Raw genomic sequence first — 12,370 nt, forward strand, 5'->3', positions numbered from 1 at the left:
TCTTCAACTACTCTATCTCATATCCATTACAGTTTAAAATTTTACAAGCATTTTTTATATCTTTTTCTTTTATTAAAATATAATCTGTATCATATGTAGAAATTGCAAATATACTTATTTTATTATCAGCTAATAACCCACTTATCTTAGATAAAATTCCTATAAGTGAAAAATCTAAAGGGCCTAAGATTTTAAGTATTCTCCATTCTTTTTCTGATTTAATATCAGAAGGGATATTGTTGTTTGAACATACAATGCTCAATTCATCATCAGTTTTAGTTATAGAGTAAAAATTTTCTGTATCTATCCATGTTGGTATTTCACTGTTATTATTTAATCTACATACTGCATACTCTTCTAAAAATAGTTTTAATTTCATAATCTACATCTCCTTCAAACTTATTTGTTTAATTAAGATTATACATTAAAAATTATATAAAATAAAATATATTAAAGTAAAAAAGGTTCACTACAGGACATCATTTCCATAGTCAACCTTTAAAACTTAATTAAATTCTAACAAAAAGATATATTATCTAGGTTCAATTATAAGTTTGATTGCAGTTTTCTTATCACCTTCGATTTCTATATCAGTAAATGCGGGAATACACACTAAGTCCATTCCACTAGGTGCAACAAAGCCTCTTGCTATTGCAATTGATTTTATTGCTTGATTTAGAGCTCCAGCTCCTATAGCTTGTATTTCTGCAATACCTCGTTCTCTCAGTACTCCAGCCAAAGCCCCAGCTACAGAATTAGGATTAGATTTTGATGAAACTTTTAGTACTTCCATTTCAACATCTCCTTGTTAATTTGTTAAAGTATCCATTACCTAAAGTACTAAATCACAATTGCCATTTACTAATTACAATCATCATTTAAAGTATACTTTTATAAAAATATACTTCTATAATAGATTTAAGAAAACCTTTATTTTTTAAAACCATTTTATAATGAAAAATCTACAAATTTCTTTATATTCTATAAGCATTTTCCAATATTTCTAAATTTATTATACCTTTGAGACATTATTTCTTCTTTAGGCATATCTTTATAATGATTTAATCTTTCTAAAATGTAAGACTTCATTTCCTTTGAAACAGCTTCTACATCTTTTTGTGCACCGCCAAGAGGTTCTTTTATAATCTTATCTATTATTTTTAAATCATATAAATCATTACTTGTAAGTTTCATAACATCACAAGCTTCTTTTGCTTTAGATGAATCTTTAAATAAGATACTAGAAAGACCTTCAGGTGAAATTACAGAATAAACTGAGTGTTCTAACATACACACATCATTACCTACTCCGATTCCTAAAGCTCCTCCACTACCACCTTCACCAATTACAAAGGTGATTACTGGAACAGAAAGTTTACTCATTTCAAGTAAGTTTCTTGCAATAGCTTCTCCTTGTCCTCTTTCTTCTGCCTCTAAGCCACAAAAAGCTCCTGATGTATCAATAAATGTCACTATCGGTCTGTCAAATTTTTCAGCTTGTTTCATAAGTCTTAACGCTTTTCTATATCCTTCTGGATGAGGCATACCAAAGTTTCTTTTTATGTTTTCTTTAGTATCTCTTCCCTTTTGGTGACCAACTATAGTAACATTAAATTTTCCTATTTGCCCTATTCCTCCAACTATAGAAGGGTCATCTTTATAAAGCCTATCTCCATGAAGCTCTAAAAAATTAGAACAAATATGTTCTATGTATTCCAAAGTTGTAGGTCTTTTTATATCTCTACTTAACACTACCTTTTCATATGGTGATAGATGTGAAAAGGCATCTTCTTTAAGCTTTGCTAATTTTTCATTAAGAGAGTTTATTTTATCACTTAAATCTATATTATTTGCCTCAGAAATAGCTACTAATTGTTTAATATCATTTTCTAAGACTTTTATTTTATCATTATTATTTTCAATCAAAACAGTTCCTCCTTTATGCCCTATTTCTTGTGCATAGCAAGAATTTGATACAATACTTCCTTCATTTTTCTTCTATCTACTATCATGTCAATAAAACCTTTTTCAAGTAAAAACTCAGAAGTTTGAAATCCTTCAGGAAGTTTTTGATTTATTGTTTGTTCTATCACTCTTGGACCTGCAAAACCAATTAATGTATTTGGTTCAGAAATTATAATATCTCCGAGCATAGCAAAACTAGCAGTTACTCCTCCAGTGGTAGGGTCAGTTAAAACTGATATATATGGTAATGACTTTTCTTCAAGCTTAGCAAGTGCCTGAGAAGTCTTTGCCATTTGCATAAGAGATACCATACCTTCTTGCATTCTAGCTCCTCCTGAAGCAGAACAAATAATTATAGGTAAATTGTTTTTGGCAGCATATTCTATTGAGTAAGTTATTTTTTCCCCAACAATAGAACCCATGCTTCCCATCATAAAATCAGGATTCATTACACAAATAACTGTTTTAATTCCATTTAATCTTCCATAACCTGTGACAACAGCTTCTGACTCATTCGTTTTTTCCTTATAAGAGTCTACTTTTTCTTTATATTTAGGAAAGTTTAATGGATTTTGAAATTCTATATCAGAATTAAATTCCATAAAAGTTCCTTTATCAATCAATAAATTTATTCTATTTCGTACTCTTAAACCATAATGTCTTGAACATTTTGGACATACAAATGAATTTTCTTCTATGTCTTTTCTAAATACATGACTATCGCATCCTTTGCAATAAGTCCAAAATTTATCATCTACACTATTCTTTTTAAAGTTGTCATCTAAAGAAATCGTAACATACTTAGATTCTTTTGATGATAAAAATTTTTTTATCATAATCTATTTACTCCTTATAATGTAGCAAATTCCTTCTTCATAAAGACATCTTCTATAAATTTGGTATGATGAGTATCTTTTCTAAACTCTTCACTTGTTACAAGTGCCTTTTGGAATTCTACATTTGTATTAATACCTTCTACAATAATTTCATCTAGAGCTCTATAAATTCTATTTATACATTCTTCTCTAGTCTCAGCCCAACATATTAATTTACCTATCATAGAATCATATAAAGGTGGTATAGTATATCCTGTATATACAAAAGTATCAAATCTAACACCAAAACCTCCAGGTAAATTTAATGACTCTATCTTACCTGGTGATGGAGCAAAATTATTTGATGAATCTTCAGCATTTATTCTACACTCAATAGCATGGCCTCTAAAAATAACATCTTCTTGTTTAAAAGGTATTTCTTCTCCATTAGCTATAGATATTTGAAGTTTTATAAGGTCAAGATTTGTTACCATCTCTGTGACTGGATGTTCAACTTGTATTCTTGTATTCATCTCTATAAAATAAAAGTTTTTATCTTTATCAACTATAAATTCAATAGTACCAGCACCGATATAACCTACACCTTTTACTATATCCACTGCAATTTTATGAAGATTTATTCTTTCTTCATCTGAAAGGTATGGGCTTAAAGACTCTTCTATTACTTTTTGATTTCTTCTTTGCATAGAACAATCTCTATCACCTAAATGTATTGCATTTGAATGTTTATCACCAAATACTTGTACTTCTATATGTCTAGGATTTTCTATAAATTTTTCCATATATAAATCGCTATTAGAAAATGCTGCTAGAGCTTCTGAACTTGCCATATCAAAATTTGAAAAAAGCTCTTCTTCCTTTCTAACGATTCTCATACCTTTCCCACCGCCTCCACTTGAGGCTTTTATAATAACAGGATAGCCAATTTCTCTTGCAACTTCTAAAGCTTCTTCCTTAGTTTTTAAAACAGATTCTGAACCAGGAACAACAGGGATATTTAATTCCATCATAGTTTCTCTTGCTCTAGATTTATCTCCCATCAAAATCATTTGTTCTCTTGTTGGACCTATAAAAATAATATTATTCTCTTCACATTGTTTTGCAAATTCAGGGTTTTCTGATAAAAAGCCAAAACCTGGATGAATAGCATCACATTTTAATTTAAGAGCAAGGTATATAATATTTTCTATGTTATTATAACTCTTGCTTATATTATTTGGCCCTATGCAAATAGATTCATCAGCTATATATCTATGAAAACAATCTTTATCTATTTCAGAATAGATAGCAACAGTTTTTATGCCTAGTTCTTTACACGTTCTGATGATTCTAACTGCTATATCGCCTCTATTTGCAACTAGTATTTTTTTTATCAACTTAAATACCTCCTACTACAATGGTTTTATCTTAAATAAAGGTTGATTATATTCTACTAGTTCTTCATTATCAACTAATACTTCAATTATTTCACCTTTAATTTCACTTGTTATTTCATTCATAAGTTTCATTGCTTCTAATATACATAAAGTGTCACCTTCTTCAACTACATCGCCAACCTTGACAAAGCTTTCTGCATCTGGACTTGGAGAATCATAGAATGTTCCCATCAAAGGAGCTACTACTATTGATAAATTCTCATTAGATACTACAGGTGCCTCGTTTACAAATGGCTTTTCTAAAGAAAGATCTACTACCGATTCTTGTTGTACACTTAAAACAGGTGAGCTTGTAACTTCAGTTTTTTTAGATGCTTCTAATTTAAAATCGCTACTTTCAAGCTTTACATATTCTAAGTTAGTTGAGTCTATGACCTTTAATAATTCCTTAATTTCATTGATGTTCATGTTGTTACCCCCTTGTATTATTACCTGGTGCTAATATTATATCACAAAAAGCAAATTTATAAAAGAAAAAGTGCTGACTATAGAATCAACACATTCAGATATATTTTAATTTTAAATTAACAACCAGTAAATTCTTTTGTTTTAATTTTCCATTATTAATATAAATTATAAGTATAAAATGAATAAAATTCAATATATTTTGCAAAATATAATAAAATACAAATTAATACCTCGGGGATTTTTAAGACAAATACCAAAATTATGCAATTTAGACTTCACTTTCTTTCATATTAGTATCATTTTCTTTGTTCTTATATAGTATATCTTTTAATTTAGTGATTAAAATACTACTATATAAGTTAAAAGTCATTAAAATTGCAGGAATTATAAAATAAAATCTAGCACCAATAAATCCAAAAACTACTGTAACAAGTATTAATCTTTTATTTAAAGTAAAAAAGGGTATATCAAAAATACTTTTATCGGATGTATCTGGAGTATAAGAACGTATAATTCCAAAAACCAAAGTTATCATACAAAGTGGAAGTAATACATAGCTTGAAATTATTCCTAAAAATCCTATACTTTCAAAGTAACTGCTAGCACTATTTGTATAAACAAACATATATCCATTTAAATAAGCACATATACATGATATAATACCAAAAGTTCCTCCTAAGGATTGAGTGTACCAATTAAAAAATTTAGAATCCATATACCTCGCCTCCTAAAACTGTATATATAATGATATGCATTTAAATAATGAAATATATCTTTATATGCTCATGAACAAAATTTTATTAAATTTATTAATTTATATTTAAGAAATGCAAAGTATAGTGTAGTATATATTAATGTAGATAAAGTTTTATAGAACTTAATTAAATTATCTTATATGGATTTAGTACAAGTTTAAAAAGTTATATTAGGGTTTTATATTTGATTAAGCTGAAAAATTTATTATAAATGAAGGGATGTTTTCGCTTTGGTAGATACATTAGAGTTTGGTCTTAAAATTTTATTTTTTATATTATCGATAATTTGGATGGGGAAAATAATGATTTTAAGAACTGATAAGCAAATAGTAATTAATCCTTTGCTTATTGGTATATCTGCAGTACTTGTGATGTTGCATACCTCACAAAGTAATATTGAGTTTTTTGGACTAGATGTTCAGTATATAAGAATATTTTTGTATATAGTATATTCATTGATAATTTTAATAGGGATATGGGCTACTAACAAAAGAAATGGGATTTTTTAGATAATCTATTTATAGATATCTAAAGGTTGCTAGTAACAAAACATTAATATTAGTGCTTTGTTACTAGCAACCTTTGCTTTGATTTAATATTGAAATTAAAAATATAATAATTAAATAAGTTATATGAATATACACTTTATTTTATGTTATTTTACATTTACAGTGATTAAAACTTCTTGCGATATATTTAAATCATCTTTGTCATTTAGTATAACTTTCACAACTGCTTGCCCTTTATTATTACCCTTAATAATCATATCTTTACATGAAAGTATACTCTTATCACTTACAGATACCACAAAGTTTAAATCTTTTGGAAGGCTATTAGTTACTTCCCAATATTTGTAATAACTATCAATTTTCTTTGTAACTATTTTTCTCAAATCAATACTCTCACCTTTTGCTATGTCAACATTATGGTATTTAGAATCCAATTTATATTGATTGTCTTTTGTATCAATAAAATTCAAGTCGCAATTTACATCTACACCATTATTAGAAAGAGAATTGACTGTATTATCATTAATTAAATAATTATTTGCAAGATTAATTGAGTCCATATCTTTTAAACCTAGTATTTCTCTAGGAAGTTCCTTTATGTTATTGTTCCAAAAAATAAAATTGTCTATGTTTTCAAGATATGATATACCTTTTAAATTTGAAATATTTTCCCCTGTTGCATAAAATTCTCCATCCAAAGCCTTTATATTACTTATAGTCATTTCATCTGGATTTACATATCGTTTTACAACTGCTCTCAGGTTAGCATCAGGAAAAATATCTTTAAGTTGGTTTTCACTTAAAATCTTATCGTTTGAATTTATTGGATTTAAAGCCGTCGCAGAAATAAGAAATGGTATTAAATTAGCTAAATTCATAGCACCCTCCCACATAAAACAAAATTTTTTACATAGTAAATTAATTTCTATGAGAGGGCTCTGTTTCCTTGTTATATATGCCTACTTTCGTACACTTTATTAATATAAATTAGCATAAATTTCTACTATTAAACTTATAAACATATTACTAGTTACGTTTTTTAGCTTCACATCTAAATATTCGCATTCCTTGTGACATAAATTTATCCTCATACTCTGTTGTAACATTATTTTTATACTCACTACTGCTTAAATCAAGAGAAATATTCTTTAAGAGCCAATTATTTGCAGCAATTTCATTTAAACTAAACTCGAATAATTTTTCATTATCTGTTTTGAAATGAATTTCTCCATTATCTTCTAAAATATTATTATACATTTCTAAAAATCCAGAATGAGTAAGTCTTCTTTTACTCCATCTATTTTTTGGCCATGGGTCACAGAAATTTATATAAATCCTAGATAGTTCTTTAGATTCAAAATAATTTAGAATATCGCTTACATCCGCCCATAAAAATAATATATTATCTAAATTAGAATCATCAGCTTTTTCAACAGCCTTTAAGAGTACTTCTTCCTTTAATTCCATAGCAATATAGTTTATATCAGGATTTTGTTTGGCCAAGGTTGTAATAAATTGACCTTTTCCAGTTCCAAATTCCACATGTATTGGATTATCATTTCCAAACTTTATATTCCATTTTCCCTTTAATTTGTCTATATCTTCCCTTAAGACATATTCTGTATAACTTAAAAGTTTTTCATCTGCACCTTTTTTTCGTCTTCTTCTCACAATAAATTCTCCTTACATATAAAAATTAGTAAAATACATTTTTTATTATACATTATCTTACTTAAAAATAAAAAGAACTCTCTTAAAATAGAAAAGTATTTCTATCAAAGAGAGTTCTCAATATACTAAAAAATCAATTCTAGTGGCACCCTGAACAACCAGAGCATCCTCCTCCACCTTGATCTTTCATGTTTTCAGGAATTACTCTAAATCCAAACCCTGTATCTTCTATAATTATATCTCCATATTGACTGTATTCATCAGAGCTCATTACAAATTGTAATTCTCCAACTTCATAAGTTAAGTCATCTTCTTTTTTCTCATCTAAAGCTAATCCAAAAGAAGGACCTCCACAACCAACACCTGCAAAGTATACTCTTACATTGTTAGGTTTATCTTGATTGTCTTTTAGGATACTTTTTAAAGTATCAATAGCTGTTTCTGGTAAAGTAATTTTCATCAAATCATTCCCTTTCAAGTATTTTATTAAAACAATATCTATTATATACCCATATAACGTATATAATCAATTAGTTTTTGTATATTTTGCCAAAACTTCTATCAATTATTACTTAAACCTTTTAAATATTTCACTGTCTTAAATAAATACCCTGATAATATGTTTAGTAAACAGCAAATAAAATAATTCATATATACTATAATCTTTTATTCATTGCCTTAATATTATAACACATTTAACATAGTCTAATTCATATATACAAAATTTATACAATCTGAAAAGTATGGAAAATGTTTAAGAAAATCTTTAAATTTATTATGTAAAAATTAGCATAATGCATCTACCAATTATTATGCTATTACACCATCTAGAACTGTAATAATACGATTACTACTTTCAGCTGCTTTAGATGAATGAGTTACCATAATTATTGTCTGACCACTTTCTTGATTTATTTTACTGAGTAATTGAATTATTTCTGCTCCTGTCTTACTATCTAAGTTTCCAGTAGGTTCATCAGCAAATAAAATCTCTGGTCTTCCTATTAATGCACGTGCTATTGCAACACGTTGTTGTTGACCACCTGACAACTCACGTGGAATATGTTTACGTCTATCTGATAATCCAACAATTTCCAAAATTTCGTTTAATTGATTTTTATAATCATTCATTTTTTTCCCATCTAGTAATAGAGGTCGCATAATATTTTCTTCAACATTTAAATTAGGTATTAAATTATAGAATTGAAATACAAACCCTATATTTCTACGACGTATTATACTCATTTTATCATCATTAAAATGTGATATATCTGTTCCATTCATATATACATTTCCGCTTGTTGGAGTATCTAGCCCACCTAAAATATATAAAAGTGTACTCTTCCCAGAACCAGACTGTCCCATAATAGAAACGAATTCGCCTTTCATTACCTGTAAAGATATATCTTTTAAAACTTTAGTAGTTATATTACCAACTTTAAATTCTTTAATAATGTTTTTTGCTTCTATGGCTATACTCTTATAGCTTGTTTTCATGTGTTAGCCTCCATTTTTATTCAAATTTAATTTCTTCTACTAATTTCTTCTACTAATTTCATTTTCTTTCCTTTTATAATTGGTACTACTGAACCTATCAATGTTACTGTAATACCTAACATTCCAGTAAAAATGAATATTTTAAAATCTAAATCTGGTGTCATTGAAATCTTTGAACCTGCAACTATGAAAATAGTATTAATTTCTAATATAGATATTAATACTCCTATAACAGCACCAAATAAACCTGATGTAAATCCTTCAATTAAAGTCATTTTAATATTCTGTTTATCACTTTGTCCTACAGATTTATACATAGCTATAGTTCGTCGCTTTTGAATATAGTTTATCAATAGATTATTAACTATACCTACTGTAGCAAGTAATAAAATAGGTCATATTATTCATAGGAGATAAAAAGCTATTTATAGTATTTAAAGAGTCATTGTTGAATTCCTCAACAGTACGACTCCAATTAGATGTATCTCCAAACAAATCTCTTATCTGAATCATAATAGCATCTGGATTAACTGCTGTATAAGCTAAAAATCCATATGTAGTTTTATCGAAATCACTAACCGCATAACTAGATGGTATAACAGCTTCTACATCATTTGCACGAGATTTAAAACTTCCAACTATTGTGTAAAAAAACTCTTTACCACCATTAGATACATTTATTTTATCCCCTACAGAGAAACTTGTTTTTTTAAGTGTATCTTCATTCAAAATAATAGAGCGTTCTTTTTCAAAGGATTTAATTGTTACTTCCTCCATATAAGAATTAGTATAATTTATTGCAAACATAGAACTATACGATTTTATATTATCGGTTGCTTCTACTCTTGAAAATTTTATACTGTCACAAGCTATTTCATTGTTCATAACATAGATAGGTAAAACTTTTTTAATTCCATCCATATGTTTAACATCTTCAATAAATTCTTGATTCATCTTTCCATCTGCGAACCCCTGTAATTTGGCATCATGAAATACATCGCCTATATATGTCTTGACAAAACTTCCTACAACACTTATTGCAATTACAGCAGAAATACTTATAAATAATAATGTAATATTTTGTGTGACATTTTTATTATTTTTCATATTTCTGGCAGCTAATTTACCTTCATTTCCCAAAATCTTTTCATAAATAAATTCAAAGGCTACAGACATAGTATCAGTAAAAATAGGAATTAGAATAATAGTAGATAGAATCAACCCTAATAACGAAAATCCTCCAGCCAAATACAAAGTATTTTCAGTTGTTATTCTTGGAAGTAGAATAGATAAAAAAAGTACTATGATACCTATACAAAATATAGTACGATTTGAAATATTCTTTTCTTCCACTGTTCCCAAAACAACATCTTTTATTGGCAACTGGCTAGTCTTTTTTATAGGTACATATGAACTAAGTAGAGAAACAATTATCGCTACTGCAAAAGAAGAAATAATTACTATGGGAGATATTACTGTTGGAATTGATATACCTTGTTCAAGAGAATTACCAAGACCATGAAGCATAAAATTTAAAACAACTATACCAATAGGAATCCCAAGTAATCCTCCAACACTTCCATACAATATACTTTCAAACAGTAAAATATTAGTTACTGTTTTTTTATTAGCACCAATACTTCGAAATGTTCCAATGATTGGAAGACGTTCTAATATAATTACCTTGTAACTACTATATATAATAAAAATACTCATAGTTAATGCAAAAAAACTTATTAGAAAAAATGGCATTGTTTTCTGTCTAGCATCTGCAATTATCTTAGCTTCATTTACAGTATTTGATACTTTATATTCTTCAGTTGAAATTTCTTCTGATAATTTATTTACCAAATTTTCTGTTGTTATATCGTCTTTTGGCTCTATCAAAATTTTTGTATATCCGCCATATTATTTCCATTTACCAATAGTGGCTTATTAATTTTGTTTAGTTGTGGTAAGTTTGCTGCTATAATATTGAATGATTCATAATATCCATCTTCATGATAAACAGCAGAGCTTTCTAATATTCCAACTTTTGATTTTATGGAACTTAAATCTGGTATATCTTCTAAACTAGTTAATTTATTTGAATCTGTACTTTGAACAGCTATTGTTGCAGTCCCAGCCATACCTCTTGCCATTTTTCACTGTGCACTTTCATAAGACAATCCAATTGAAAAGGAAACGAAAAGTAAAACTGTTGATAAAATTATGGATAGCAACATAACTGCTGTTCTTATTTTTCCTTCTTTAATATTTGTTAAGATATACTTTAATATAATTTTCAAATTTACACCTACTTTCTTGATTTAATATAACTCTAAAGTTCATTAATGCTAATTAATATTCCATAAATAAAATCAGCTGAAAGAGTTTTTACTTATGTAATGATAATCATTAAATCTCCTCCTAAATAAGAAAAGGTTGATAACTACCATATAAATATGATAATTTATCAACCTTAATATATCTTTTACTTAACCTTAATTGATAGGAAAGGAAATATGAAATGTAGTTCCTAAAGATAAAATACTTTCAACTGATATAGTTCCTCCATGAAGTTCAATAATTTGCTTTGTTATTGCCAGCCCCAAACCAGTTCCTTCTATTTTTTGTTCTGTATTAGTGCCACGATAATAACGATTAAATAAATTTGATACTTCTTCCTCTGTCATTCCTTTTCCATTTCCATTATCTAAAACAGTTATATTAATTTTATCATCTACCATTACATTCAAAGAAACTTTGGTACCTTGACTTCCATGCACAAAAGCATTAATAATCAAATTACTAAATGCACGCTTTAGCAGTGTAGAATCAAAAGTAAATTTAATATTGTCAATGTTACTGTCAAATTCAATTATATTAGTTCCATATTCTGGATAATTCAAAATATCAATGGCTAACTCTTTCAAAAACCTTATCAAGTTGCTATTTTACTTATTCAACGGAATCATACCATTTTCTAATTGATACGTTAACTTTAAATCGTTAATAAGTGTATTTGTATATTCTATATTCTTAAGCATGATAGAAGCATATTTCTGTACTTGTTCATATGAAAGAATATCAGATTGTTTTATTTGTGGTTTATTATTTATAAATATAATTTGCTCAGTAAAACTTTCCATAAAGTTTTGAGGCCAGTCACTACGTATACTTTTTCCATTTGGATGTTGGACATTAATAAGTGATAATAAAATTCCTATTGCAGTTAAAGCCAGACAGAAAAGCACTAAGAAAAAAATAATGTACGAGTAAAATATTGTCTTATATCCAGACTTACGCATTTA

General features: G+C 27.7%; 18 protein-coding genes. 1 reads left to right on the forward strand and 17 read right to left on the reverse strand.

Annotation, left to right across the window (positions count from 1 at the left end):
• Positions 1-7 precede the first annotated feature (7 nt).
• The 7 genes from KGF41_RS03095 to KGF41_RS03125 all read right to left on the reverse strand — a co-directional run bounded on the left by KGF41_RS03095 (position 8) and on the right by KGF41_RS03125 (position 5,360).
• Positions 8-379, reverse strand: coding sequence for an ACT domain-containing protein (locus KGF41_RS03095; RefSeq protein ID WP_227828042.1), 372 nt, complete (start codon positions 377-379; stop codon positions 8-10).
• Positions 380-532: 153 nt separating this feature from the next.
• Entirely contained in the window at positions 533-793 is a 261-nt protein-coding gene (locus tag KGF41_RS03100) for a stage V sporulation protein S (protein WP_003424039.1), read from the reverse strand.
• Between the two features lie 188 nt (positions 794-981).
• Entirely contained in the window at positions 982-1,926 is a 945-nt protein-coding gene (locus KGF41_RS03105; RefSeq protein WP_227839433.1) for an acetyl-CoA carboxylase carboxyltransferase subunit alpha, read from the reverse strand.
• A gap of 20 nt (positions 1,927-1,946) precedes the next feature.
• Entirely contained in the window at positions 1,947-2,801 is an 855-nt protein-coding gene (accD, locus tag KGF41_RS03110; protein WP_227828040.1) for an acetyl-CoA carboxylase, carboxyltransferase subunit beta, read from the reverse strand.
• A 14-nt stretch (positions 2,802-2,815) separates the two neighbouring features.
• Complete coding sequence (accC, locus tag KGF41_RS03115; protein WP_227828039.1) at positions 2,816-4,177, reverse strand: acetyl-CoA carboxylase biotin carboxylase subunit; 1,362 nt, start codon at positions 4,175-4,177, stop codon at positions 2,816-2,818.
• Positions 4,178-4,192: 15 nt separating this feature from the next.
• The gene (accB, locus tag KGF41_RS03120; RefSeq protein WP_227828038.1) at positions 4,193-4,645 is read right to left on the reverse strand and encodes an acetyl-CoA carboxylase biotin carboxyl carrier protein; all 453 of its coding nucleotides are present in this window, start codon (positions 4,643-4,645) and stop codon (positions 4,193-4,195) included.
• 268 nt (positions 4,646-4,913) lie between these two features.
• A complete protein-coding gene (locus tag KGF41_RS03125; RefSeq protein WP_227828037.1) occupies positions 4,914-5,360 on the reverse strand; it encodes a hypothetical protein in 447 nt (148 codons plus the stop codon).
• 270 nt (positions 5,361-5,630) lie between these two features.
• On the opposite strand from KGF41_RS03125, the gene KGF41_RS03130 reads away from it, so the two are divergent.
• Entirely contained in the window at positions 5,631-5,909 is a 279-nt protein-coding gene (locus tag KGF41_RS03130; protein ID WP_227828036.1) for a hypothetical protein, read from the forward strand.
• Positions 5,910-6,055: 146 nt separating this feature from the next.
• On the opposite strand, the gene KGF41_RS03135 is transcribed toward KGF41_RS03130, so the two are convergent.
• The 10 genes from KGF41_RS03135 to KGF41_RS21085 form a co-directional block, all read right to left on the reverse strand.
• Positions 6,056-6,787, reverse strand: coding sequence for a hypothetical protein (locus KGF41_RS03135; RefSeq protein WP_227828035.1), 732 nt, complete (start codon positions 6,785-6,787; stop codon positions 6,056-6,058).
• Positions 6,788-6,935: 148 nt separating this feature from the next.
• The gene (gene trmB, locus KGF41_RS03140) at positions 6,936-7,580 is read right to left on the reverse strand and encodes a tRNA (guanosine(46)-N7)-methyltransferase TrmB (RefSeq protein WP_227828034.1); all 645 of its coding nucleotides are present in this window, start codon (positions 7,578-7,580) and stop codon (positions 6,936-6,938) included.
• Positions 7,581-7,719: 139 nt separating this feature from the next.
• A complete protein-coding gene (locus tag KGF41_RS03145; RefSeq protein ID WP_227435162.1) occupies positions 7,720-8,040 on the reverse strand; it encodes a Fe-S cluster assembly protein HesB in 321 nt (106 codons plus the stop codon).
• 350 nt (positions 8,041-8,390) lie between these two features.
• Positions 8,391-9,077 carry an ABC transporter ATP-binding protein gene (locus tag KGF41_RS03150; RefSeq protein WP_227828033.1) on the reverse strand — a complete coding sequence of 229 codons (687 nt, stop codon included), beginning with the start codon at positions 9,075-9,077 and terminating at the stop codon, positions 8,391-8,393.
• Positions 9,078-9,103: 26 nt separating this feature from the next.
• The gene (locus tag KGF41_RS21070; RefSeq protein WP_413840351.1) at positions 9,104-9,430 is read right to left on the reverse strand and encodes an FtsX-like permease family protein; all 327 of its coding nucleotides are present in this window, start codon (positions 9,428-9,430) and stop codon (positions 9,104-9,106) included.
• Positions 9,431-9,437: 7 nt separating this feature from the next.
• The gene (locus tag KGF41_RS03155; protein WP_413840353.1) at positions 9,438-10,964 is read right to left on the reverse strand and encodes an ABC transporter permease; all 1,527 of its coding nucleotides are present in this window, start codon (positions 10,962-10,964) and stop codon (positions 9,438-9,440) included.
• Positions 10,961-11,218, reverse strand: coding sequence for a hypothetical protein (locus KGF41_RS21075; RefSeq protein WP_413840355.1), 258 nt, complete (start codon positions 11,216-11,218; stop codon positions 10,961-10,963). Before KGF41_RS21075 ends, KGF41_RS03155 begins: the two co-directional genes overlap by 4 nt.
• Positions 11,219-11,221: 3 nt before the next feature.
• Positions 11,222-11,365, reverse strand: coding sequence for a hypothetical protein (locus KGF41_RS03160; RefSeq protein WP_227856352.1), 144 nt, complete (start codon positions 11,363-11,365; stop codon positions 11,222-11,224).
• Between the two features lie 195 nt (positions 11,366-11,560).
• The gene (locus KGF41_RS21080; RefSeq protein WP_413840357.1) at positions 11,561-11,968 is read right to left on the reverse strand and encodes a sensor histidine kinase; all 408 of its coding nucleotides are present in this window, start codon (positions 11,966-11,968) and stop codon (positions 11,561-11,563) included.
• 45 nt (positions 11,969-12,013) lie between these two features.
• Positions 12,014-12,367: a hypothetical protein gene (locus tag KGF41_RS21085; protein WP_413840359.1), complete on the reverse strand. Its 354-nt coding sequence runs from the start codon at positions 12,365-12,367 to the stop codon at positions 12,014-12,016.
• Positions 12,368-12,370 lie beyond the last annotated feature (3 nt).

Source organism: Clostridioides sp. ZZV14-6150, assembly GCF_020657875.1.
Lineage (GTDB): Bacteria > Bacillota > Clostridia > Peptostreptococcales > Peptostreptococcaceae > Clostridioides.